Here is a 24,848-nt window from a genome sequence, read left to right as displayed (position 1 = left end):
AGGATCTACGTTCGGTGACATGGCTCTGGCAACGCGGACGGACCGACGGCCGTCCATGGCACGCACCGTGTGGGACAGCACCGTCGGCAAGAAGACAGTCATGGCGGTCAGCGGCCTGATCATGCTGCTGTACCTGGTCGCCCACATGATCGGGAACCTGAAGATCTACTTCGGAGCGGGCGAATTCAACCACTACGCCCACTGGCTGCGCACCGTCGGCGAGCCGTTCATGCACTACGAGTGGACACTCTGGCTGATCCGCGTCGTGCTGGTGGTTGCCGTCGTGGCCCACGCGGTCTCCGCCTACCAGCTCAGCCGCCGCGACATCAAGGCCCGCCCCAGCAAGTACGTCCACCGCAGGCCGCGGGCCACCTACGCCACACGCACCATGCGCTGGGGCGGGATCATCCTCGGTCTGTTCATCGTGTGGCACATCCTCGACCTGACCACCGGAACCGTGCACTCCGGCGGCTTCCAGGAGGGCCACCCCTACCAGAACGTGGTCGACACCTTCTCCACCTGGTACGGCAACGTCATCTACATCGTCGCGATGCTCGCCCTCGGCCTCCACATCCGGCACGGCTTCTGGAGCGCGGCCCAGACCCTAGGCGTCGGCACCCGCACCCGCGACCGCGCCCTGAAGACCATCGCAAACGCCCTGGCGCTCCTGCTCACGGCCGGGTTCATCGCCGTGCCCGTGGGCGTGATGACCGGAGTTGTGAGCTGACATGACTGCTTCCTCTGAGTACACGGACTACGCGACCGGCGAGCCGGTCGTCGACAGCAAGGCCCCGTCCGGCCCGATCAACGAGCGCTGGGACAAGCGCCGCTTCGAGGCCAGGCTGGTCAACCCCGCCAACCGGCGCAAGCACACTATCATCGTGGTCGGCACCGGCCTCGCGGGCGGATCCGCCGGCGCCACGCTCGCCGAACAGGGCTACCACGTCGTCCAGTTCTGCTACCAGGACTCCCCGCGCCGCGCCCACTCGATCGCCGCGCAGGGCGGCATCAACGCCGCGAAGAACTACCGGAACGACGGCGACTCCATCCACCGCCTGTTCTACGACACCGTCAAGGGCGGCGACTTCCGGGCCCGCGAGTCGAACGTCCACCGTCTCGCCCAGATCTCGGTGGAGATCATCGACCAGTGCGTGGCCCAGGGCGTACCCTTCGCCCGCGAGTACGGTGGTCTTCTCGACACCCGCTCCTTCGGCGGCGTCCAGGTCTCCCGCACCTTCTACGCCCGCGGCCAGACGGGCCAGCAACTCCTCCTCGGCGCCTACCAGGCGCTGTCACGGCAGATCGCGGCGGGCAACGTCGAGATGCACCCGCGCACCGAGATGCTGGACCTGATCGTGGTCGACGGGAGGGCTCGCGGCATCGTCGCCCGCGACCTGATCACCGGCAGGACAGACACGTACTTCGCGGACGCGGTAGTTCTCGCCAGCGGCGGCTACGGCAACGCCTTCTACCTGTCGACCAACGCGATGAACTCCAATGCGACTGCGATCTGGCGGGCACACCGCCGCGGCGCCTATTTCGCCAACCCCTGCTTCACCCAGATCCACCCCACCTGCATCCCACGCACTGGCGACCACCAGTCCAAGCTCACCCTCATGAGCGAGTCGCTGCGCAACGACGGCCGCATCTGGGTGCCGAAGGCCAAGGGCGACAACAGGCCGCCGAACGAGATCCCCGAGGACGAGCGCGACTACTACCTGGAGCGCATCTACCCGTCCTTCGGCAACCTCGTGCCCCGCGACATAGCCTCCCGCGCCGCCAAGAACGTCTGCGACGAGGGCCGCGGCGTCGGCCCCGGCGGGCAGGGCGTGTACCTCGACTTCGCCGACGCGATTGTGCGCATGGGCAGGAAGAAGGTCGAGGAGAAGTACGGCAACCTCTTCGACATGTACGAGCGGATCACCGCGGAGAACCCCTACGAGGTGCCGATGCGGATCTATCCCGCCGTGCACTACACGATGGGCGGCCTGTGGGTCGACTACGACCTCCAGACCACCGTCCCCGGCCTGTTCGCGATCGGCGAGGCCAACTTCTCCGACCACGGCGCGAACCGCCTCGGTGCCTCCGCGCTGATGCAGGGTCTCGCCGACGGCTACTTCGTCCTCCCGTCGACGATCAACGACTACCTCGCCCGCAACCCGTACCAGGACCGGGTGACGGCCGAACACCCCGTCGTCCAGAAGGTGCTGGCCGAGACCGAGGACCGGCTGAACCTGCTGCTGTCCGTCGACGGCGACCGCACCCCCGACTCCTTCCACCGTGAGGTCGGCGAACTCATGTGGGAGTTCTGCGGCATGGCGCGCACGGACGCGGGACTGCGCAAGGCCCTGGAGCGGATCCCGCAGATCCGCGAGGAGTTCTGGCGGCGCATCAAGGTCCCCGGCACCGGCGAGGAGTTCAACCAGTCGCTGGAGAAGGCGAACCGCATTGTCGACTACCTGGAGCTCGCCGAGCTGATGTGCCTCGACGCGCTGCACCGCTCCGAGTCCTGCGGCGGCCACTTCCGTGAGGAGTCCCAGACGCCCGACGGCGAGGCCGCCCGCAGGGACGGCGAGTTCGCCTACGCGGCCGCCTGGGAGTTCACCGGCACCGGCGAGGCGCCCGTCCTGCACAAGGAAGACCTGGTCTTCGAGTACGTCCACCCCACTCAGCGGAGCTACGCATGAAGCTCACCCTGCGCGTCTGGCGACAGAAGAACGCCGACGCCGAAGGCGCCATGTCCACGTACGAGGTGGACGGAATCTCGCCCGACATGTCGTTCCTGGAGATGCTGGACACCCTCAACGAGGAGCTCACGCTCAGGGGGGAGGAGCCGGTCGCGTTCGACCACGACTGCCGCGAGGGCATCTGCGGCGCATGCTCACTCGTCATCAACGGCGACGCGCACGGCCCCGAGCGCACCACCACCTGCCAGCTGCACATGCGGTCCTTCAAGGACGGCGACACGATCGACGTCGAGCCGTGGCGGGCCTCGGCCTTCCCGGTGATCAAGGACCTGGTGGTGGACCGCTCGGCCTTCGACCGGATCATCCAGGCCGGCGGCTACATCACGGCCCCGACCGGCTCCGCGCCCGAGGCCCACGCCACACCCGTACCGAAGGCGGACGCGGACTTCGCGTTCGAGCACGCCGAATGCATCGGCTGCGGCGCCTGCGTGGCGGCCTGCCCGAACGGCGCGGCGATGCTGTTCACCTCGGCGAAGATCAACCACCTCAACGTCCTGCCGCAGGGCGCGCCGGAGCGCGAGACCCGGGTGCTCGACATGGTGGCCCAGATGGACGAGGAGGGCTTCGGCGGCTGCACCCTCACCGGAGAGTGCGCCACCGCCTGCCCGAAGGGCATTCCGCTGGTCTCCATCACCAGCATGAACAAGGAGTGGCTCCGCGCGACCCGCAAGGCGGGCCGCCGCTAGGCGGTGTCTGACACCGCCCACGAGGTCCGGCGCCGCCTCGAGGGGGCGGCGTCGGCCGTACGCGTTCGCCGGCAAGGTGCGGACGGGCGGGACCGGGTGTGGTGCTCGACCCCGGTCCCGCCACCAGTTCCGCATGTTCTTCCCGCAGCCGCACCCCTGGCATTCAGCATTCCCACATCCCCTCTCCTGGCAGTGGTCACGCGCAGGCCAACCGGCGTCGGAAGAACAGGAGCGCGCAGGCCGCACCGACACGGTCTGTCCCCGCACCGCCGAACCGGCCCGTGACCAGGAGAGAGCCATGACCGGCGTTTCCGCCCTCGCCAGCCCCCCACCGCCCGTGGCACCGCCCCGCTACACCGTCACCCTCGCCCGTGACGAGGCCGGCGTCCGGGACGCCCAGCGACTGCGCCACGATGTCTTCGCCCTGGAGATGGGCGCCCTCCTGACCACCCCGCAGCCGGGCCTCGACATCGACGCCTTCGACGCGTACTGCGATCACCTGCTCGTCCGCGACACGGTGACCGGCCAGGTCGTGGGCACCTACCGGCTGCTGCCGCCCGAGCGGGCCGAGATCGCCGGGCGGCTGTACTCGGAGGGCGAGTTCGACCTCGGCCCGCTCGCCGGGATCCGCTCGGGGCTCGTCGAGGTCGGCCGTTCCTGCGTCCACCCCGACCACCGCGACGGCACGGTCATCGGCCTGATCTGGGCGGGGATAGCCCGCTACATGGTCCAGAGCGGCCATGAGTGGCTGGCCGGCTGCTGCTCCCTGCCGCTCGCCGACGGCGGCGCGCTCGCCGCGGGCACCTGGGAGCGGGTGCGGGCCAAGCACCTGGCGCCCGAGGAGTACCGGGTACGACCGCTGCTGCCCTGGCGTCCCGAGACCGCGGCCCCGGCCGGGCACACCGAACTGCCTCCGCTGCTGCGCGGCTACCTCCGCCTCGGCGCCTGGGTCTGCGGAGAGCCGGCGCACGACCCGGACTTCGGCGTCGCCGACCTGTACGTCCTGCTGTCGATGCGCCGGGTCAACCCGCGCTATCTGCGGCACTTCCTCTCGCTCGTCCCGGCGTGATGAACGCGCCCCGGAGGACTGCGACGAACGCGCCCGCGCCGATCGGGACGAGAACGTCCCGTACGGCGGTGGCGAACGTGTCCCGTGCGGCGGTGAGGAACGTGTCCCGTGCGGCGGTGAGGAACGTGTCCCGTGCGGCGCTGACCACCGCGTCCCGTGCGGCCCTGACCACCGTGTCCCGGACGGCGCTGACCGGCGCGTCCCGTGCGGCCCTGACCACCGTGTCCCGGACGGCGCTGACCGGCGCGTCCCGTGCGGCCCTGACCACCGTGTCCCGGACGGCGCTGACCGGCGCGTCCCGGACGGTCGTGACGCACGCCTCTCGTCTCGGCGCGACCCTGCGTCCGCGCCGCGGCAGACCGGGGCGCGCGAGCGCGGGCACCACCACGGCGGCACTCCCGGCCGCCACGACGATGCTCAGGCCGCGACGCCCCGTGGCGAGGCCCGAGCCCGTCGCTCCCGTGAGCGCGTGGCTGCCCGCCGCGCCGTGCTCGCCGCGGTCGTGCGTGGAGGCCACGGCCTCGGTGACCGCCGTGCCGCGTGCGGTTCTCCGGATCGTCGCCGTCCTGATCCTGCTGGTCGCCGGGCTCGTCCTCTTCCCGGTCGTCCGCCGGCTCCCCGTTCCGCCGCGCGAGCGGATCATCAGGGCCTGGTGCCGTACGGTCGTGCGCGGCGCGGGCGTCCGCATACGGATCACCGGGAACGCGCCGCCGGACGGCGGTCTGCTGATGGTCGCGAACCACATCTCCTGGCTGGACGTCCCGCTGCTCGCCGCCGTCCGTCCCGGCCGGATGCTGGCGAAGAGCGAGATCCGGCAGTGGCCCGTGGCCGGCACGCTCACCGCGCGCAGCGGTGCGCTGTTCATCGACCGTGACCGGCTGCGGGCGCTGCCGGACACCGTCGCCCGGATCGCGGACGGCCTGCGCGCGGGATCGGCGGTCGTGGTCTTCCCCGAGGGGAGCACATGGTGTGGCCGGGCACAGGGGCACTTCCGGCGGGCCGTCTTCCAGGCGGCGCTGGATGCGGGCGTCCCGGTGCAGCCGGTACGTCTCCACTACCGGCTCGCCGGGGGGCCGGCCAGCACCGCGCCCGCGTTCGTGGGCAGCGACTCATTGCTGACGTCGCTGTGGCGGGTCGTGTCGGCACACCAACTCGTCGCAGAGATAGGGGTGATGCCGGTGCTGGCACCGCACGCCGAAACCGACCGGCGCCGCCTCGCCCTCGCCGCCCAGCGTGCCGTCGGCCTCCGGGGAGAGGGGCACGCGGGTCTGCTTGGACCTCTCTGACCTACCGTCATTTGGCTACGTTCTGCAGGGCATATCGGTCATCGGCGTCCGGCTGCCGTCACCTCCGGCGGCGTCCGGAGGCGGTCAGGCCACAGACGGCTGGTGCCCGATCACGGCGCCCGAGGCGGAGCCGCCTCACGCCTCTCTCTCGATCATTGCTACGGTTCACCGATGTCCGAATCTTCACGTGATACGGCCCAGGGTGCAGGCTGGGACGCCGCAGAACGCGGCACCTACCGCAATTTGATGCCGCGTCAGGTCGAAAAGGTCTCCTGGCTCAACCCGAAGACGCTCTGGGCGGCCCGCAACGGCGTGCTGGCCTCCTGGTTCGGGGACCCCACCGGCCGGACCCGAAGTCGTTGGGTGGAACAGCAGGCGGCGGCGGGCGCGCCCGCCGACAAGGTGATCCGGCGCGGCGATCCCGACCGCTTCTCCTTCATGCTTCTCGGGGACACTGGTGAGGGTGACGATCCCCAGTACGCCGTGGTACCGGGCTTCCTGAAAGTGAGTCAGGGAACCGACTTCGCGGTGATAGCCAGCGACGTCATCTACCCGGTGGGAGCCACGGCGGACTACGGCACGAAGTTCTTCCGCCCCTACCAGGGCTACCGGGCCCCCATCTACGCCATACCCGGCAACCACGACTGGTACGAGGACCTGGACGGGTTCATGCGCGTCTTCTGCGACGCCGCGCCACTGGCCGAGGCCCCCGCGCCGCGCCCGTTGACCCGGGCCTGGCTGCGCTCCCTCCTCTGGCACGAACCGAGCAGACCGGACGAGCAACGCTTCGCCGAGGCACGGGAGTTGCGTTCTGCTCCTGCCCAACAGGTCCTCCAGCCAGGCCCGTACTGGGCGATCGATGCCGGACCCGTCCGCATCGTGGGCATCGACACGGGATTGCTGGGCACCATCGACGCGGAACAGGGGCGCTGGCTGCGGGAGGTCTCCCAGGGGCCCCGCCCCAAGATCCTCGTCACCGGCTCCCCCCTGTACGTCGACGGTGAACACCACCCCTGTGCCATCGAGGGCGGCGGCACGGTCGACGACATCGTGCGCGATGCGGACCACCACTACGTCGCGGCGATAGGCGGCGACATCCACAACTACCAGCGCTACCCGGTGGACGTGGACGGCCGCACGATCCAGTACGTGGTGTCCGGCGGTGGCGGCGCCTTCATGCACGCCACCCACACCATCCCGCGCGTGTCCATAGCGAACGTCACGGAGAAGGACTTCCGCTGCTATCCGCTGCGGGGTGACTCCCTGGCCTTCTACAGCAGACTCTACGGACGCCGGCTGTGGTTGCGCCGGTTCTTCACGCTCACCGAGGCCGAGGCGAACGCCGTTGTCGCCGAACGCCTCGGCATCCCGCCGACCCGCGCCCACAGCGCATCCGCCAGGGTCACCCTGCGCGCCCGCCTCGTCGCCGGACTGCTGGGGGCCGGGGGCCGCCCCGACCGGCCCTCGCGGCTGCGGCTGCCGGTGCGCAAGATCTACACCCGGCTGTTCTCCCCGAGTTCGGCCACCTACAGCCCGCCGTTCTTCAAGAGCTTCCTGCGCCTGGACGTCACCCCGGAGGCGGTCCGGCTGCGCTGCTTCGCGGCGACCGGCAATCTGCGTCAGGAACTCGACCCGCCCCTCGAGGACGAGGTGACCATCCCGCTGGCATGACTCGGGGGAACGGGCGACGGGTGATCCGGCGCCTGCTGTGACTCCCCCTGGGAGAAGCCGCCTTCCTGTCACACCGCCGGTGACCCGGGCACCAGCTCCTGGGCGGCCCCGAGCCCGGCGATGCGGGCCAGTCGCCGGTACGAGTCCACGAGAGCCGTACGGTCGTACGTGCTGGTCGTGACGAGCACCTCCTGCGCCCCGGTCTCCTTGAGCAGATGCTCCAGCTCCTGGGCGGCCTGTTCCTCGGTGCCCGCGATGTGACCCGCGAGCCCGGCCTCGTAGAAGCCGCGCTCCCGGGCGCTCATCGGGAGGGACCGGACGCGCTCGGCGGGCGGCAGCGGCGGGAACGTGCCGTGGGTCCTCGCATACGCCATGGACCACGCCTCGGGGAGCAGGATGCGGCGGGCGTCCTCGGGGGTGGCGGCGACCGCGATCGTGCCGGAGACCACGACGTACGGCTCGCGCGCCCAGGCGGAGGGCCGGAAGGCCGCTCGATAGTGCTCGATGCCGCGCAGCATCCTCTCCCGGTTGCGGAGGTCCCCGATGACCATCGGCAGACCGGCGCGGGCGGCGATCGTGGCGCCCTCACCCATGGCCAGCACGAACGGCGGCACGCTCATCCCCTCCGCGGGACGCGCGTGGACGCCGGTCGGTGAGGTGCCCCGGAACCACTCGAGCAGCTCGTCGATCCGGCCGGCGAAGTCCTCGGCGTCGCCCTTGTCCCGGCCGAGCGCCTTGCGCACCCCGTCCGTGAAGCCGACGGAACGGCCAAGGCCCATGTCGATCCGCCTCGGGAAGAGGGATTCGAGCACACCGAACTGCTCGGCCACGACGAGCGGTTGGTGATTGGGCAGCATCACGCCGCCCGTGCCGACCCTGATGGTCCGCGTGGCCGCCGCGACGGCCGCGGCCAGCACGGTCGGCGCGGAACCGGCGACACCGGGCACTCCGTGGTGCTCGGAGACCCAGAACCGGTGGTACCCGAGAGCCTCGGCCTCCTGTGCCAGCCGCACGGTGTCCCGAAGAGCCTCGTGCCCTTCGTGCCCTTCGCGGGTGCGCGAGCGGTCGAGTACGGAGAAGCGGGTTTCTGCGATCACTGCGCTCACATGGCCTTCAACGCTCTGCGGGACGGTTGATTCCCGGCGTCGCCACCCGTGGGCCGGCGGCCTCGGCCGTCGGGCACGTTCACCGGGACTGCCCGGCCCTGGCAGGTCCGGGACTGCCCGGCCCTGGCAGGTCCGGGACTGCCCGGCCCTGGCAGGTCCGGGACTGCCCGGCCCCGGCAGGTCCGGGGCTGCCCGGCCCTGGCAGGTCCGGGGCTGCCCGGCCCTGGCAGGTCCGGGGCCGGGCGGTCCGGTCGCTCGTCAGAGCCGGTCGAGGATGCTCCGGAGCTGCTCGACCTCGGTGGACTGGCCCTTGACGATGGTGCCCGCCAGCTTCACCGCGTCCGCGCTCCTGCCCCGCTTCTGCTCGTCCCGGGCCATGGAGATCGCGCCGTTGTGATGGTCGATCATCAGCCGCGCGAACATCCTGTCGAAGCTCTTGCCCTTGAGAGCCTTGAGTTCCTGCATGTCCTTGCCGGACATCATGCCGTCACCGCCGTGGTCCATGCCGGGCATGGACGCCATCGCGGTCGGCTCGTTCCAGGACGTGAGCCAGCCCTTCATGGTCGTGATCTCGGGGTCCTGGGCTTTCTCGATCCTCGCGGCGATGCCCTTGACCTCCGCGTCGGAGGCGCGGCCGTCCGCCAACCGGGCCATCTCCAGGGCCTGCTCGTGGTGCGGGATCATCATCTGCGCGAAGCTGACGTCCGCGGTGTTGAAGTCACCCGCCGGAGCGCTTCGGCCCGCGGTGGCCGTCGCCGAGGCGGAGGACGGGCTGCCGCCCTGGTGCATTCCGCTCGTGCCGTTGCTGTCGTCGCCGCAGGCGGAGAGCATCAGCGCTCCCGTCACGACGATTCCTACGGCGGCGATACGGCGGGCGGTCCTGGTGCCCGGGGCAGGGGTGAACGCGGTCATGGTGGATCTCACCTCGTGTGTCGGTTCTCATGGCTGTTTCGGCGTACGCGGAATCACCGGGACGCGCGGGGCACGCACGCCCGGGAGACGGTTCGGCCTACAGCCTCAGCACCGACAACCGGGTCAGATCGGGTCCGAGTGGGGGTGGGTTGGGATACACCGGGAGACGGGCACGGCTCGGGAGGGTCGCCGCCCGGTCCGGGACGCGGCCGAGTGCCGCTCGCAGCAGTGCGGCGAGCACGGTGGCGGCCAGCAGGACCGCCACACACAGCGAGGCCATGTCCATCGCCATGGGAGGTGTGTGCGTGGACGGTGTGTGCACGGGGCCCGCGGCCCGGCCGGCCCCCATGGAGGCCGGGCTCTTGGCGGGTTCGTGGCCGGCCGCACTCCCGTGCATCGCCGACGCCGGTGGGTGCGACGCCATGGCCGTGCCCGCGGACGACGGATCGGCCGGGTGCCCCATGGTGTGCATGACGAACACCCCGACCGCGAGCACGACGACGAGCAGCAGGTGCGCGAAGGCGCCTCCTGTCCGCACGCGTTGACTCACGTTCACCGTTGCTCGGCCTCCGGGCCCGACCGTTCCGATCTACGGTGCCGACAGTAGCGAAGCCGGAACGACCGTGTGGGTCAGGGGGCCTCGACACGTTCGGGCGGTTCCGGGACCGCGCCGTGCCGCCGATCCCGGAGCCGCCCTGCGCCCGGCGCTCCCGCCGGTCAGCCGACGTGGACGCGTGGGCGTCGTGCGCGGTCGGGTTCGGCCTCGCGCAGCACCTCCCGTGTCACGGGTGCCACCTCCCCCTGGCCGAAGAGGAAGAAGCGCAGGAAGTTGGCGAACGGGCTGCCCTCGGTCCATTCGAAGTAGATGTGCGGGATGCAGCCGGTGGCGTCGCGGACGTGCAGGAGCAGGGCTCCCAGGGCGTTGGGGATGGAGGACGACTCCAGGCTGAGTACCCGGTAGCGGCCGTGCATGACCTCGCCGCGCACGGTCAGCCCGGCCTCGAACTCCGACGGATCCGTGACGGTGACCTCGACGAAGACGACGTCGTCCTGAGGCGATACGTCGTTGTCCTTGCGGATCTGCTCGATCTTCTCCCGGTACTCCGCGATGTCACGGCGATCGGGTTCCTTGGCGATGAAACGGATGCGGCGGCTGGCGATGTCCCGCACGAACCGTTCCGCCAGGTCGTCCATGGACACGCTGGTCACGCGCAGTTCGAAGGCACGGGCCAGCCGCGACAGCAGCGAGACGAGGATGATGCCGGCGATGAAGCAGGCGCCGATCTTCACACCGTCCGGCCGCTCGATCACGTTGACCACCGTCGTGTACAGGAACACCGCGGAGATCACGGCGAAGGCGATCGTCCAGCCCTTCTGCTGAGCCTTGCGGGCAGCGATGGTCACCGCGATCGCCGCGGAGCTGATCAGCACGAGCACGCCGGTGGCGTAGGCGCCGCCCTGGGCGTCGACGCTGGCGTCGAAGATCCAGGTGACGAGGAAGGCGACCAGCGTGAAGACGATGACCATGGGGCGCACGGCGCGGGCCCAGTGCGGGGCCATGCCGTAGCGGGGCAGATAGCGGGGCATCAGGTTGAGCAGCCCGGCCATCGCGGAGGCACCCGCGAACCACAGGATCGCGATCGTCGAGACGTCGTAGACGGTCCCGAAGGCGCCCCCCAGGTATTCGTGAGCCAGGTAGGCGAGCGCGCGGCCGTTGGCCTGCCCGCCGTCCTTGAACTCGCGTGCCGGGATCAGCAGGGTCGTGATGAAGCTGGTGGCGATCAGGAAGACGCTCATGATGACCGCGGCGGTGGTCAGCAGCTTCTTCGTGTCCCGGATACGGCCCGTGGGCCGCTCCTCGGTGTCACCGGGGTCGCCCTGCACATGCGGCATGACGGCGACACCGGTCTCGAAGCCCGACAGACCGAGCGCCAGCTTCGGGAAGACGATCAGTGCCACACCGATCATCACGAAGACATTGCCGTGCTCGGCGGTCAGTGCGCCGGTCCAGTCGGTGATCACGTGTCCGGCGGTGATCACATGCCACAGGCCCACCACCACGACGACGGCGTTCAGTGCCAGATAGATGCCGACCAGGGCGACCGCGACACCGATGGCCTCCAGGAAGCCCTTGAGGAAGACCGCACCGAGGAGGGCGACCAGCAGCAGGGTGATCAGCATCTGGTACCCGTGCAGGGCGCCGGTCAGGTGCGGGTTCTCCACCAGGTGGGTGGAGGCGTCGGCGGCGGAGAGGGTGATGGTGATCAGGAAGTCGGTGGCGGCGAAGCCGAGCAGGGTCAGGACGAACAACTTGCCCTGCCAGAAGGACAGCAGCCGCTCCAGCATGGCGATGGAGCCCTCGCCGCGGGGGCTCTCCTCGGCGACGCGCCGGTAGACCGGCAGGGCGCCGGCCAGGGTGACGATCACCAGGACGATGGTGGCGATCGGGGAGAGCAGTCCGGCGGCCAGGGCGGCGATGCCGGGCTGGTAGCCGAGGGTGGAGAAGTAGTCGACACCGGTCAGGCACATCACCCGCCACCAGCGCTGTCCCTTGTGCGGGGGCTCGGGCTCCGCGTGCGGGCCCTGGGGGGCGCCCTTGCCCATGTCGGACAGCCCCTCCAGCATCCACGCCCGCAATCGGTTTGCAGGGGGGTGTTCGGTGGTGGCCATCGGCGTGCTCTCCCGGGGTACGGCTCGGTGCGGATTCGGCCATCACACGGACGGCCGCACCAGCGTAAGCAGAGAGTGATGCGCGGGCCCACGAATGGGCGGCCTGACGGCGTCAAGCTTCCGTTAAGACCGGCTGGATCGCTCCCGGCGCCGTATCCAGGCGGCATCAGTGACATGTCAAAGACCGCGGAACGCGGGGCCGGGAGTGGTAGCGGAGCGAGGTGCGCGAGGGGGACGGCCGACGGGCCGCAGCGGATACCCAGCGTCATGTCGTACGTCCTCACACGAGCCCGTGCGACAGCGGCGCGGCAAGATCGTCGCCGCGATCGGATCCCGCCCCTGCTCCGGGCACGGTCACGGCCGGCAGGGGCGATCCGTCCCGGATTCCCCGGGCGCCGGTGCCGAGGGGCGGCTGTCCCTTCGTCCGGACCGGCGGAGCCCGACGCGGCTGAAGCGCCGGCCGCAGGGCCCGCGCCGCAGCTCGGCCTCGGCACCCCGCGTCTTGAACGTGGCGTCGTGATGCACACGGGTCATCAGGGCAAGCCCGTTCGGCAGCACCCGTTCGCCGACGAACGCGCCGCTCTCGTACGACCGGTACACGCCGATCGCCTGTCAAGGTCCCGTCAACGTGGCCTGAAGAGGCGTCAGGGGCGCGTCAATGCGGATCGTCCATGGCCGGAACCGGTCGCAGACTGAGCGGCAACGGGGGACGGGCGACCGTCCGTGGTCGGACAGGGGGAGGGACCGTGACGTCTCCCAAGCTCTCGGCTTCGTTCGAGCAGGGGGGCACCCCCCTGGCCGGAACGGTGTGCAGGCCCCGGACGGCGGCAGGCGCACCGCCACCGCAGCCGGCGGCCGTCCCGCCCGCGGGGGGTCCCGGTCCGCGGCGACGAGGAAAGCCGCGGCCGGGCGGCCGGGTGCACCGTCTCCGTCGCCGGACCGAGGCGGCATGGGCCGCTCTGCGCCGCCGCTACTGGGCCACCTTGCCCGCGCGGCTGCGCTGCCTGCGCGCGGTCACGGTCTCGCTCGTCCTCGCCCTGGCCCTGCTGCTCCTACTGGCGGGGCTGGCGGCCACCGATACCTGGGACGCCGTCGCCGACCGCGACGCGCCCCGCACCACCAGCGCCGCGGACCTGAACCTCGCCCTCAACAACATGGACGCGCAGGCCGCCAACATGCTGCTCTCCAGCGGCAACGCGGGCCAAGGGCGCCTGCAGACGCCGTACGAGAAGGCCGCAGGGTTCTACGGGGACGCGCGCCGCGAGATCGGACACGATCTGCGCACCCTGGCCGTCGCCGCCGAGGGCGACCAGTCCGACGAACGGACCGTGGAGTCGCTGACCGGCGACTTCGCCGAGTACCAGGAGCTGATCGGCCGCGCGCTGGAGAACGACGGACACCGCGACGGCAAGACAGCCGCGCTCGCCGATCACCGGAGGGCGACCGACCTGCTCCAGCGGCGACTCCTGCCAGGTGCAAGGACGTTGGTGGAATCCAACGACAACGCCTTCAACGCGCGGTACACCCGCGTCCGTTCGACGCTGGCCGCCCAGCTGGACGCCGTGGTGGCGCTCGGCGTGCTCCTGCTCGCCGTCCTCGGTGTGCTGCAGTGGTACCTGACCCGCCGCTTCCACCGGATCCTCAACCCCGGGGTCCTCGCCGCGGCCGTCTGCACGCTCGTCGCCGTCCTGCTCGGCGCGCAGATGCTCGCCGCCTCCGCCGACGACCTCCGTGGCGCCCGGCGCGACGCCTTCGACTCCGTCGTGGCCCTTTCCCGCGCCCGCGCCGTCGCCTACGACGCCAACGCCGACGAGAGCCGCTACCTCCTCGACCCGGGGCGCCACGACCAGTACGCGCGCTCGTTCCTCGCCAAGTCGCAGCAGCTGTACGGCCTCAAGGGCGCGAGCCTGGCCACGTACGACTCCGAACTCGCCGCCACTTGGCAGGCGTACCGCTCGGACCCCCACGACCTGCGGTTCACCGGGGAGTTCCGGCGCGAGCTGGTGAATGTCACCTTCCGCGGCGAGCGGGCCGCGGCCGAGAACACCGTCGACGCCTACGCCGTCTACCAACGGGACGACCGGACGATGCGCGCCCTGCTCGCGGCCGGGAAGGAGCACGAGGCGGTGGCGTTCTGCATGGGCTGGGAGCCCGGCACCTCCAACGCTCACTTCGGTGTGTGGATGACCGCCCTGGACAAGGTGACCGACATCAACCGCGCCCACTTCACGTCCTCGGTGCGATCCGGCCGCCTGGCCGTGACCGGCCTGCTGCCGTGGGCGGCCGGCCTGCTGCTCGCGGCAGCCGCGCTCACCGCCCTCGGTCTGCGGCCCCGGCTCGAGGAGTTCCGCTGAGCCCGGCCGCCGGCAGGTCCCGCCGGCCCGCCGGAGCTGCCAGGTGCCGAGGTCTCAGACGTCGGCGAGCCGTGCCTCCTCCAGGTCCAGCGAGCGCTGGAGCCGGCGCCGGGTGGTGTCGCTGATGGCGTGCTCGTCGTACAGGCGCCGCAGTTCCGCCGCCTCGATCGCTATCAGGTCGCGGCGCAGCTGGCGGTAGGCCAGGTCGGCGGACTCGGCGGGCGCGCCGTCGTCGTCGCTGTCGGCCAGGCGGTCGCGGGCGTCGTCCAGGCGGGCGGTCAGACCGCGCCGGAGCCGGTCCAGGACGATGTCCGGGGCGGCCTGGAGCTCCGTCAGCTCGTCCAGACGGCGGATGCCCGCGCCGGCAAGGCGGCAGCGGGCGGCGGCCTCCTCGCGTTCCGTGTGGTCGGGTTCCAGCGCGATGCCCGAGCGACGGACGACAGGGGCCAGGGTGAACCCCTGGACGACCAGGGTGACGACCACGACCGACGTGGTCAGGACGAGCACCAGGGGCCGCTGCGACAGCGAGGCGCCGTGCGCCGTGGTCACCGGGATGGACAGGGCCGCGGCCAGCGGGACGACACCGCGTGTTCCCGCCCAGGTCAGCACCAGCGGCACCCGCCAGTTCATCCGCTGGATCCCGCCCTCGCGCTGCACCACCGCCGACAGGGGCGCCAGCCACAGCAGGCGTACCGCGATGAGCGTTCCCGCTACGGCGAGCGCATACAGCGGCCACGCACGGTCGCCGTCGGACAGGGCCCGCACCTGCGCGGGCAGGGCCAGACCGATCAGGCTGAAGACGACGCTCTCCAGCAGGAACACCACCGTGCCGTACACCGCGTGCAACTGGAGCCTTATGCGCGCGGTGGTGAGACGGTCGCCCCGGCCGCCGAGGACCACCCCGGCCACCACCACCGAGGTGACACCGGAGGTGTGCGCGGCCTCCGCCAGTACATAGGCGGCATACGGGGTGACCAGGGCGATCACCGTCTCCAGCACGGGATCCTCGGTACGCCGCCGGATCATCGTGACCACCCCGGCCAGGGCGGCGCCGATCACCGTGCCACCCCCGGCGAGCAGCACGAACTCGCCGCCCGCCGAACGCCAGTCGGCGGCAGCGGACGCCACGGCCACGCTCACCGCCACCCGGAACAGGACCAGCGAGGTGGCGTCGTTGAACAGGCTCTCGGCCTGGACCAGGACCTGGACCCTGGGTGGCAGCGCCAGGCGCCTGCCGAGCGCGGTGACGGCGACGGGGTCGGTGCTGGCCAGAACGGCACCCAGCACCAACGCCATCTGCCACGAAAGTGGCGAGACCAGCGAGGCAACCGCCCCGACCGCGGCCGCCGAGGCCAGCACCAGGCCGACGGCCAGTATGCCGACCGGCTTCCACACCACGCGCAGTTCGCGCCAGGAGAGTTCCTCCGCGCTCGCGTACAGCAGCGGCGGCAGGACGACGAGGCCGATGATGCCGGGGCTGATCTGGATCCGGGGAGAGCCGGGCAGCAGCGCGACGGTCAGACCGGCGACCACGAGGAGGGAGGGCGCGGGGATCCGCCACCGACGGGCGAACGTCGCCACGACGGTGGCCAGTACTACGAGTGCGAGAACCGTCCCTACGCTGCGCATGCCGTCCCCCGGAGGCTCCAAGGGGAGCCCTCGTGGCTCCCAGCCGACCAGACTTCCCGGCACACCGCTTTCACCCTATCGGCCCAGGCCACGTCAAGACAGTGTCAAGGTCCACGTGGGCCACGGCAAGGATCCGCAGGCGGCCGCGCCCAAGGACCTGGAAAGGGCTTCCTCGAAGGCAGTGAGCGGGACAGCGAGCGGCAAGAAATGACCCTTCGCCCAGGGGAGTTGAGCCCCCGCATCCGCGGGGTGCGCGGAGCGTGGGGGCCTCATGGACACCGGAACGGAGACGGAGCCGCCGCGGCCCCGACTGGACAGGCAGCCGAAGGCCGGCCGCCGGCACCGCGATGTCGACGCACGTCCGCCCCCGCCCACCCCGCAGGGCCCCCGCTACTCCAGACCGGACACCTTGAACACGGTCAGGGCGGTCTCGCGGTCGATCCGTTCCTGGACGCGGCGCAGCGCGGTCGCCCCGCACTGCAGGGTGCCGAGGGCCGCGGACTTCTGGGCGTCCTCGTCCAGGCGGTGCCACAGCGCCGGGTTGTTCACGAGGACCTGAGGGTCGATCTCGACCCGTCCGCCGAACGTGTCCCGCAGGACCAGACGCCGGGAGATGCCGTCGATGGAGCGCACCGACACCAGCAGGTCGGTACGGACCAGCCGCGTGCGCAGCAGTCCGCGCGAGGCCAGCCAGCCCGCGCCCGCAAAGACCCGGCGCGGACACAGCACCAGGAAGAGCAGCACCGACAGCGCGCACCACAGAACGGCCCGCCATGGTGTCCAGGAGCCCGAACCCCAGTCGATCAGCAGCAGCAGGGTGAGCAGCGCGACCGCGCAGCGGATCGAGCTGTACATGTCTCCCGCCCAGCGGCGGTCGTACACCACTCGGGCCGGCACCTCTGCGTCCGCGCCCGTGACCTCGGGGCGCGCGTCGTCGCGGCCTTCCATGGGGCCGACGGTAGACAGCCCCGGAGCCCTTTGCAGCGGGCCTTGACGCGACTCTGACGGGTCCGCCGTCTTTCTTGACGCCGTCACAGCGGGTCCAGGGAGTCGGCTGCGCCACACAGGCGTCAAGGTGGCGTCAAGGTCGCCGGGTCCGGCGCGAAGAACGCGCAATGAGCGCTCGGACCGGGCCGGATGCGGTCGGAACCTTGGTGCACCGCGTGCGCTTCCGTACGCGGCCGTTGAGCACGAAGGAGTACCGCCCATGTCCGTTCTGACCGTCGAACCGGACGCCGTCCCCGCCGGCGAGGAGCCGCCGGATACCGGCGAGCGGCACCGCCTGACGGCCGTCACCGGCCTGGCCGCGCTGTCCCTGGACGCCATGGCGTCCGTGGCGTACGGCCCCGAGGCGATCGTCCTGGTCCTGGCGGCGGCCGGCGCGCACGGCCTCGGGTTCACGGTGCCGGTGACCCTCGCGATCGCCGCGCTCCTCGCGGTGCTCGTGGCCTCGTACCGGCAGGTGATCGCCGCGTTCCCGGACGGCGGCGGGTCGTACGCCGTGGCCAGGACCCACCTGGGCGCGCGGACGGGCCTGGTGGCCGCCGCGTCCCTGGTCCTGGACTACGTGCTGAACGTCGCCGTGGCCGTGACGGCCGGAGTCGCCGCCCTCACCTCGGCGTTTCCCTCCCTGTACGGCGAACGGGTGTGGCTGTGCCTGGGCGTCCTCACGCTGATCACCGCGGTGAACCTGCGCGGCATCGTGGAGTCGGCGAAGGTCTTCATCGTGCCGACCGTCGTCTTCGTCGGCTCGATCTTCGTCCTGATCGGTGTGGGACTCCTCCGGTCGGCCCCGGTGAGTACCGCGACCGCGGCAGGCCACGCCTCGGTCGTCGCCGGCAACGCCACCGCCGTGGGCACCCTGCTCCTGCTCAAGGCCTTCGCCTCCGGGTGCAGTGCGCTGACCGGTGTGGAGGCCATCGCAAACGCCGTGCCCTCCTTCCGTGTGCCGCGCGTCAAGCGGGCCCAGCGCGCGGAGGTCGCCCTCGGCACCGTGCTCGGTGTGATGCTGATCGGCCTGTCCGTGCTGATCGGGCGCTTCCATCTCCAGCCGGCCGACGGCGTCACCGTCCTCGCCCAGCTCGCGGACGCCTCACTGGGCCACAACTGGGCTTTCTACGTCGTCCAGTTCGCCACCACGATCCTGCTGGCCCTCTCCGCGAACACCTCCTTCGGCGGCCTCCCGGTGCTGCTGAAGCTGCTGGCCCGGGACAACTACCTGCCGCACGTCTTCGCCCTCAAGGCCGACCGGCAGGTGCACCGCCACGGTGTGCTCGCGCTGGCCCTCGTCTCCGCCGCGCTGCTGGTCTTCTCCGGCGGCGACACCAACACCCTCGTGCCGCTGTTCGCCATCGGCGTCTTCGTCGGGTTCACGGTCGCCCAGATCGGCATGGTCCGGCACTGGCGTGGCGAGCGGGGCCGCGGATGGCGGGGAAAGGCGCTGCTCAACGGCCTCGGTGCCGTGCTCACAGGTGTCGCGACCGTCGTCGTCACGGCGAGCAAGTTCGCCGAGGGCGCCTGGCTGATCGTGATCGCCCTGCCGCTGCTGGTCGCGGCCTTCGAGACCGTGCACCGCGCCTACGCCCGGATCGGCGAGCGCCTCGAACTCGGCCGCATACCGGAGCCGCCGCACCGTGACCGCTCCCTGGTGATCGTGCCCGTCTCCTCCCTGTCCCGGCTCACCTCCGAAGCGCTGACCGCCGCCGCCTCCCTCGGCGATGAGGTGCGCGCCGTCACCGTCTGCCATCCCGACCCCGAGGACCGCGCCCAAGTGCACGCACTGGAGCGCGCCTGGGCGAACTGGGACCCCGGCGTGCCCCTGGTCCGGCTGACCTCCGGGCGGCGCACCCTGGGCCGTCCGATCGCCGCGTACGTCCGAGAAGTGACCGCGGCGGAACCGGCCGCCCGCGTCACCGTACTGATCCCGGAGACGGAGCCGGAACGGCTGTGGCAGCGACTGCTGCAGAACCAGCGCGGAGCCGTCGTCGCGCACGCCGTGCGACGGGAGACCGACGCGGTGATCTGCCGCCTGCGCTTCAGGCTGTTCTGACGTATTTGCCACACCGGATGGCGCACGACCGGCGGCGCCGGCCCGCCGGTCGCCGCAGAAGCCGTAAGAGTCCCGTCAAAGGCGCGCGAACCGTCGTATGGGAGCCGTCAACGGGGGCCGAATCCGGCCAGAAAGGCAGTTTGCTCTTACCGTCCGAGCCCCACCCGCACTTCATTCCGGGAGTTCACGATGGCCGATCTGGCCTTCGTCGTCACCACGATCGCGGTCTTCGCGCTGGTGGCCCTCGCCGCCAAGGGGGTGACCAAGCTGTGACCGCCGAGAACATCGTCGGCCTGGTCGTGGCCGTCGCCCTGCTGGGCTATCTCGTCCTCGCCCTGATCTTCCCGGAGAGGTTCTGAGCAGCCACATGAGTCCCGAATTCGCCGGCGTGCTCCAGTTGCTCGCCCTGATGGCGGCGCTCGCACTCGCCTACGCTCCCCTCGGCAACCACATGGCCCGGGTCTACTCCTCCGGCCGGCACCTGCGCGTCGAGAAGTGGATCTACAAGGGCATCGGTGCCAACCCCGACGCCGAGATGCGCTGGCCCGCGTACCTGCGCGGTGTGCTCGCGTTCTCCGCGGTGAGCGTGCTCTTCCTCTACCTGCTCCAGCGCATCCAGGGCTTCCTGCCCGGCTCACTGGGCTTCTCCTCGATCGACCCGGGCCAGGCCTTCAACACGGCCGCCTCCTTCGTGACGAACACCAACTGGCAGTCGTACTCGGGCGAGCAGGCCATGGGCCACGTTGTGCAGACCGCCGGCCTGGCCGTGCAGAACTTCGTCTCCGCGGCCGTCGGCATGGCGGTGGCGGTGGCTCTGGTGCGCGGCTTCGCGCGGTCGCGCACCGGTGATCTCGGCAACTTCTGGTCCGACCTGGTGCGTGGTGTCGTACGCATCCTGCTGCCGCTGTCGGTGGTGGCGGCCGTCGTGCTGGTCGCCTGCGGAGCCATCCAGAACTTCTCCGGCGTCCACGAGGTCGGCCAGTTCATGGGCGGGTCGCAGCAGTGGAACGGAGGCGCGGTCGCCTCCCAGGAGGCCATCAAGGAGGTGGGCACCAACGGCGGCGGCTACTTCAACGCCAACAGCGCTCACCCCTTCGAGAACCCGACCCCGCTCACCAACCTCTTCGAGATCTTCCTGCTCCTGGTGATCCCGTTCGCCCTGACCCGGACCTTCGGCGTCATGGTCGGCTCGGTCAAGCAGGGCTACGCGATCCTCGCCACCATGGCCACCATCTGGGTCGGTTTCGCCGCCCTGATGATGTGGACCGAATTCGCCCACCACGAAGGGGCGCTGCAGCTCGCGCACGGTGCCATGGAGGGCAAGGAGGTCCGCCTCGGCGTCGGCGGCTCGTCGATCTTCGCGGTGTCGACCACGCTGACCTCGACCGGTGCCGTGGACTCCTTCCACTCGTCGTTCACCGGGCTCGGCGGCGGCATCACGATGCTGAGCATGATGCTGGGCGAGATTGCGCCCGGCGGTACCGGCTCCGGCCTCTACGGCATCCTGATCATGGCGATCATCGCGGTGTTCATCGCCGGTCTCATGGTCGGCCGTACGCCCGAGTACCTGGGCAAGAAGATCGGCTCCCGCGAGATCAAGCTGGCGGCCATCTACATCCTGATCACCCCGGCGCTGGTGCTCGTCTTCACGGCGATCTCCATGGCTCTGCCCACCCCGCCGCACTCGATGCTCAACTCCGGCGCGCACGGATTCTCCGAGGTCCTGTACGCCTTCACGTCCGCCGCGAACAACAACGGCTCGGCCTTCGCCGGCCTGAACGCGAACACGGACTGGTACAACACCATGACCGCGCTCGCGATGCTCCTGGGACGCTTCCTGCCGATGGTGTTCGTCCTCTCTCTGGCCGGCTCGCTGGCCGGGCAGAAGCCGGTGCCGGTCACCGCGGGCACTCTGCGCACCGAGAAGCCGCTGTTCACCGGTCTGCTGGTGGGCGCAATCCTGATCATCACCGGTCTGACCTACTTCCCGGCGCTGGCGCTGGGCCCGCTCGCCGAAGGGCTGGCGTGATGACCACCCGCACAGAGAAGCACGAGGACTCGATGTCCACAGCCACACCCACCCGGGCACCGCACAGCGACGTCCCCACCGGGAACAAGTCAGCCGAGGGCCGCGTCGGTGCGGGGCTCTTCGACCCCAAGCAGCTGGTGAGGTCCCTGCCGGACGCGCTGCGCAAGCTCGACCCGCGGGCGCTGGTCAAGTCGCCCGTGATGTTCGTGGTGTGGGTCGGCTCGGTGCTGACCACCGTCTTCTCCCTCAAGGACCCGGGCAACTGGTTCGGCTGGGCGATCAGCGCATGGCTCTGGCTGACCGTCGTCTTCGCCAACCTCGCGGAGGCCGTCGCCGAGGGCCGAGGCAAGGCGCAGGCCGACACTTTGCGCAGGGCCAAGACCGACTCCGTGGCCCGACGCCTGGTGGACGACCGCGAGGAGCAGGTCCCCGGCACCGAACTGCGCGTCGGCGACCTGGTGGTCTGCGAGGCCGGCGACACCATCCCCGGCGACGGTGACGTCGTCGAGGGCGTCGCCTCCGTGGACGAGTCGGCGATCACCGGTGAGTCGGCGCCGGTCATCCGCGAGTCCGGCGGCGACCGGTCCGCGGTCACCGGCGGTACGAAGGTGCTGTCCGACCGCATCGTCATCAAGATCACGACGAAGCCGGGCGAGACCTTCATCGACCGGATGATCTCGCTGGTCGAGGGCGCGGCCCGGCAGAAGACGCCGAACGAGATCGCGCTGAACATCCTGCTGGCCTCACTGACGATCGTCTTCCTGCTCGCCTGCGCCACTCTGCCGCCGTTCGCCACGTACGCAGGCACCCATCTGACGATGATCGTCCTGGTGGCGCTCCTCGTCTGCCTGATCCCGACCACGATCGGCGCGCTGCTGTCCGCGATCGGCATTGCGGGCATGGACCGGCTGGTGCAGCGCAATGTGCTCGCCATGTCGGGCCGTGCGGTCGAGGCCGCGGGTGACGTCTCGACGCTGCTGCTGGACAAGACCGGCACCATCACGCTCGGCAACCGGCAGGCGTCGGAGTTCGTGCCGGTGCGCGGGGCGACCGCCGCCGAGGTCGCGGACGCCGCCCAACTCTCCTCGCTCGCCGACGAGACGCCCGAGGGCCGCTCCGTCGTCGTACTGGCGAAGGAGAAGTACGGGCTGCGCGAGCGCCACCAGGGCGAGTTGGCCGGGGCCGAGTGGATCGCCTTCACCGCCCAGACCCGTATGTCGGGTGTGGACGTGGACGGCAGGAGGATCCGCAAGGGGGCCGCCGGTTCGGTCGTCGAGTGGGTGCGGGAGCGCGGTGGCGAGGTCGCCGAGGGCGCGGACACGATCGCGGGCCGGATCTCCGAAGAGGGCGGCACACCGCTGCTCGTGGCGGTCGAGGACACCGAGGGGGCGCGCGTCCTGGGTGTCATCCACCTCAAGGACGTCGTCAAGGACGGCATGCGCGAGCGCTTCGACGAGCTGCGCCGCATGGGTATCAAGACCGTCATGATCACCGGCGACAACCCGCTGACCGCCAAGGCGATCGCCGAGGAGGCGGGTGTCGACGACTTCCTCGCGGAGGCCACTCCCGAGGACAAGATGGCGCTCATCAAGCGTGAGCAGGCGGGCGGCAAGCTCGTGGCGATGACCGGTGACGGCACCAACGACGCCCCGGCCCTCGCGCAGGCGGACGTCGGTGTGGCGATGAACACCGGCACGTCGGCCGCCAAGGAGGCCGGCAACATGGTCGACCTCGACTCCAACCCGACCAAGCTCATCGAGATCGTGGAGATCGGCAAGCAGCTGCTGATCACCCGTGGCGCGCTGACGACGTTCTCCATCGCCAACGACGTCGCGAAGTACTTCGCGATCATCCCGGCGATGTTCGCCGCGGTCTACCCGGGCCTGGACAAGCTGAACATCATGCAGTTGTCGTCGCCCGACTCCGCGATCCTGTCGGCGGTCATCTTCAACGCGCTGATCATCATCGCGCTCGTGCCGCTCGCTCTGCGAGGCGTGCAGTACCGGCCGGTGAGCGCGGACCGGATGCTGCGGCGCAACCTCGGCATCTACGGCCTGGGCGGGCTCATCGCCCCGTTCATCGGCGTCAAGATCATCGACATGGTCATCTCCCTCATTCCCGGGCTGCATTGATTTGGAAGCGTGCTGATCCCATGAACAACTCGGTATCGAACACCGCCCGGTTGCTCGGGGCGGGCCTACGCGCCCTCCTCCTGCTGACCTTGGTGACGGGCGTCATCTACCCGCTGGTCGTCACGGGCGTCGCCCAGGCCTTCTTCGGCAACCAGGCGAACGGCTCGGAGATCAAGGCGGACGGCAAGGTCGTCGGCTCCGCCCTCATCGGCCAGGCGTACAGCCTGCCGCCGAAGAAGGGCGGGCAGACCCCGGACGCGGACCTGAAGTGGTTCCAGGGCCGACCGCAGAACGGCCTCGGCAGCAACACCGTGAACACGCAGTACAAGCTGCTCGTGTCCGGCGCCACCAACCTCGCCGCCGACAACCCCAAGCTCGTCCAGCAGGTCAAGTCGGCCCAGGCCGCGGTCGTCAAGGACAACTCGGTGGCCGGCTACACGGTCAGGCCGTCCGACGTGCCCCCGGACGCGGTCACCTCCTCCGGCTCCGGACTGGACCCGGACATCTCCCCGCAGTACGCGGAGATCCAGGTGCACCGGGTCGCCGCCGAGAACGGCCTGTCCGTCGCCCAGGTGGAGAAGATGGTCAAGGACCACACCGAGGGCCGCACCCTCGGCTTCATCGGTGAGCCCCGGGTGAACGTTCTCGAACTCAACATCGCCCTCAAGGGGCTCGTGGCGAAGCACTGAGACCTGGCGTGCGCCGCACGGGAGTTGGTCCTGCTCGACCTCGGGCTGCCCGACATGGACGGCGTGGACGTCATCAGGGCACTGCGCGGCTGGACTCGCGTGCCGATCCTGGTGCCGTCCGCCCGCCAGGTGTCCGACGAGAAGGTGGCGGCGCTCGACGCGGGCGCCGACGACTGTGTGACGAAGCCGTTCAGCGGGGACGAGCTGCCCGCCCGGGTGCGGGCTGCCGTCCGGCGTACTCAAAGGGTGAACATGGCACGCGGCAAGCTTCGGATCTACCTCGGTGCGGCACCGGGCGTGGGCAAGACCTACGCCATGCTGTCCGAGGCGCACCGGCGTGTCGAGCGCGGCACCGACTGCGTGGTGGCGCTCGTGGAGCACCACGACCGGCCGCGCACCGAGGTGATGCTGCGCGGTCTCGAGCAGATACCGCGCAGGGAACTGGAGTACCGCGGCAGCGTCTTCACGGAGATGGACGTGGACGCCGTGCTGGACCGTGCCCCCGCCGTCGCCCTGGTGGACGAACTCGCCCACACCAATGTCCCCGGTGCCCGCAACGCCAAGCGGTGGCAGGACGTCGAGGAGCTGCTCGCGGCCGGGATCGACGTGGTTTCGACCGTCAACATCCAGCACCTGGAGTCCCTCGGCGACGTCGTCGAGTCGATCACCGGCGTACGGCAGCGCGAGACCGTACCCGACGAGGTGGTGCGCCGGGCGGACCAGATCGAACTGGTGGACATGTCCCCGCAGGCGCTGCGCCGCCGTATGGCGCACGGCAACATCTACAAGTCCGACAAGGTCGACGCGGCCCTGTCCCAC

General features: G+C 70.6%; 20 protein-coding genes. 13 read left to right on the top strand and 7 right to left on the bottom strand.

From position 1 onward, the window contains the following. Window positions 1-55: 55 nt before the first annotated feature. From AAW14_RS36450 to AAW14_RS36435, 4 genes are all read left to right on the top strand, one after another. Window positions 56-727, top strand: a complete 672-nt coding sequence (locus AAW14_RS36450) for a succinate dehydrogenase (RefSeq protein WP_265568740.1) — start codon at window positions 56-58, stop codon at window positions 725-727. Between the two features lies 1 nt (window position 728). Continuing rightward, entirely contained in the window at window positions 729-2,687 is a 1,959-nt protein-coding gene (locus tag AAW14_RS36445; RefSeq protein WP_265568734.1) for a fumarate reductase/succinate dehydrogenase flavoprotein subunit, read from the top strand. Then, window positions 2,684-3,433 carry a succinate dehydrogenase/fumarate reductase iron-sulfur subunit gene (locus AAW14_RS36440; RefSeq protein ID WP_265568733.1) on the top strand — a complete coding sequence of 250 codons (750 nt, stop codon included), beginning with the start codon at window positions 2,684-2,686 and terminating at the stop codon, window positions 3,431-3,433. The genes AAW14_RS36445 and AAW14_RS36440 overlap by 4 nt, the downstream gene beginning before the upstream one ends. 298 nt (window positions 3,434-3,731) lie before the next feature. Next, a complete protein-coding gene (locus AAW14_RS36435) occupies window positions 3,732-4,502 on the top strand; it encodes a GNAT family N-acetyltransferase (protein ID WP_265568732.1) in 771 nt (256 codons plus the stop codon). On the opposite strand, the gene AAW14_RS36430 is transcribed toward AAW14_RS36435, so the two are convergent. After that, on the bottom strand, window positions 4,456-5,019 hold the full coding sequence (locus AAW14_RS36430; protein WP_265568741.1) for a hypothetical protein: 564 nt from the start codon (window positions 5,017-5,019) through the stop codon (window positions 4,456-4,458). The genes AAW14_RS36435 and AAW14_RS36430 overlap by 47 nt on opposite strands. Between AAW14_RS36430 and AAW14_RS36425 the strand changes: the two genes are divergently transcribed. Continuing rightward, entirely contained in the window at window positions 4,964-5,788 is an 825-nt protein-coding gene (locus AAW14_RS36425; protein WP_265568739.1) for a lysophospholipid acyltransferase family protein, read from the top strand. The two genes, AAW14_RS36430 and AAW14_RS36425, sit on opposite strands and share 56 nt — an antisense overlap. A 171-nt stretch (window positions 5,789-5,959) precedes the next feature. Then, a complete protein-coding gene (locus AAW14_RS36420) occupies window positions 5,960-7,459 on the top strand; it encodes a metallophosphoesterase family protein (protein ID WP_265568731.1) in 1,500 nt (499 codons plus the stop codon). 68 nt (window positions 7,460-7,527) lie between these two features. Here the strand turns inward: AAW14_RS36420 and AAW14_RS36415 are convergent, their stop codons facing one another. The 4 genes from AAW14_RS36415 to AAW14_RS36400 all read right to left on the bottom strand — a co-directional run bounded on the left by AAW14_RS36415 (window position 7,528) and on the right by AAW14_RS36400 (window position 12,147). Beyond that, window positions 7,528-8,565, bottom strand: coding sequence for an LLM class flavin-dependent oxidoreductase (locus tag AAW14_RS36415; RefSeq protein ID WP_265568730.1), 1,038 nt, complete (start codon window positions 8,563-8,565; stop codon window positions 7,528-7,530). Between the two features lie 258 nt (window positions 8,566-8,823). After that, on the bottom strand, window positions 8,824-9,477 hold the full coding sequence (locus AAW14_RS36410; RefSeq protein ID WP_265568729.1) for a DUF305 domain-containing protein: 654 nt from the start codon (window positions 9,475-9,477) through the stop codon (window positions 8,824-8,826). 97 nt (window positions 9,478-9,574) lie between these two features. After that, entirely contained in the window at window positions 9,575-10,015 is a 441-nt protein-coding gene (locus AAW14_RS36405; RefSeq protein WP_265568728.1) for a DUF6153 family protein, read from the bottom strand. Between the two features lie 179 nt (window positions 10,016-10,194). Further along, window positions 10,195-12,147 carry an amino acid transporter gene (locus AAW14_RS36400; RefSeq protein WP_265568727.1) on the bottom strand — a complete coding sequence of 651 codons (1,953 nt, stop codon included), beginning with the start codon at window positions 12,145-12,147 and terminating at the stop codon, window positions 10,195-10,197. A gap of 917 nt (window positions 12,148-13,064) precedes the next feature. Here AAW14_RS36400 and AAW14_RS36395 point away from each other — a divergent pair. After that, window positions 13,065-14,501 carry a hypothetical protein gene (locus AAW14_RS36395; protein ID WP_265568726.1) on the top strand — a complete coding sequence of 479 codons (1,437 nt, stop codon included), beginning with the start codon at window positions 13,065-13,067 and terminating at the stop codon, window positions 14,499-14,501. Between the two features lie 54 nt (window positions 14,502-14,555). Here the strand turns inward: AAW14_RS36395 and AAW14_RS36390 are convergent, their stop codons facing one another. Beyond that, window positions 14,556-16,130 carry a Na+/H+ antiporter gene (locus AAW14_RS36390; protein ID WP_265568725.1) on the bottom strand — a complete coding sequence of 525 codons (1,575 nt, stop codon included), beginning with the start codon at window positions 16,128-16,130 and terminating at the stop codon, window positions 14,556-14,558. A 390-nt stretch (window positions 16,131-16,520) separates the two neighbouring features. Continuing rightward, window positions 16,521-17,078: a hypothetical protein gene (locus AAW14_RS36385; RefSeq protein WP_265568724.1), complete on the bottom strand. Its 558-nt coding sequence runs from the start codon at window positions 17,076-17,078 to the stop codon at window positions 16,521-16,523. A gap of 259 nt (window positions 17,079-17,337) precedes the next feature. Between AAW14_RS36385 and AAW14_RS36380 the strand changes: the two genes are divergently transcribed. The 6 genes from AAW14_RS36380 to AAW14_RS36355 all read left to right on the top strand — a co-directional run. Continuing rightward, complete coding sequence (locus AAW14_RS36380; protein WP_265568723.1) at window positions 17,338-19,179, top strand: APC family permease; 1,842 nt, start codon at window positions 17,338-17,340, stop codon at window positions 19,177-19,179. Window positions 19,180-19,448: 269 nt separating this feature from the next. Continuing rightward, window positions 19,449-19,538, top strand: coding sequence for a K(+)-transporting ATPase subunit F (kdpF, locus tag AAW14_RS36375; RefSeq protein WP_016434100.1), 90 nt, complete (start codon window positions 19,449-19,451; stop codon window positions 19,536-19,538). 8 nt (window positions 19,539-19,546) lie between these two features. Next, the gene (gene kdpA / locus AAW14_RS36370; RefSeq protein ID WP_265568722.1) at window positions 19,547-21,208 is read left to right on the top strand and encodes a potassium-transporting ATPase subunit KdpA; all 1,662 of its coding nucleotides are present in this window, start codon (window positions 19,547-19,549) and stop codon (window positions 21,206-21,208) included. Then, the gene (kdpB, locus tag AAW14_RS36365) at window positions 21,208-23,340 is read left to right on the top strand and encodes a potassium-transporting ATPase subunit KdpB (RefSeq protein ID WP_265568721.1); all 2,133 of its coding nucleotides are present in this window, start codon (window positions 21,208-21,210) and stop codon (window positions 23,338-23,340) included. The genes kdpA and kdpB overlap by 1 nt, the downstream gene beginning before the upstream one ends. 20 nt (window positions 23,341-23,360) lie before the next feature. After that, window positions 23,361-24,029: a potassium-transporting ATPase subunit C gene (locus AAW14_RS36360; protein WP_265568720.1), complete on the top strand. Its 669-nt coding sequence runs from the start codon at window positions 23,361-23,363 to the stop codon at window positions 24,027-24,029. Window positions 24,030-24,053: 24 nt separating this feature from the next. Beyond that, window positions 24,054-24,848: response regulator (locus AAW14_RS36355; RefSeq protein ID WP_265568719.1), on the top strand; the 795-nt coding region annotated here is incomplete at its 3' end.

Origin of the sequence: Streptomyces hygroscopicus, from assembly GCF_026168105.1 — a bacterium.
GTDB classification, from domain to species: domain Bacteria; phylum Actinomycetota; class Actinomycetes; order Streptomycetales; family Streptomycetaceae; genus Streptomyces; species Streptomyces hygroscopicus_D.
This window is presented reverse-complemented; position numbering and strand designations above follow the sequence as displayed.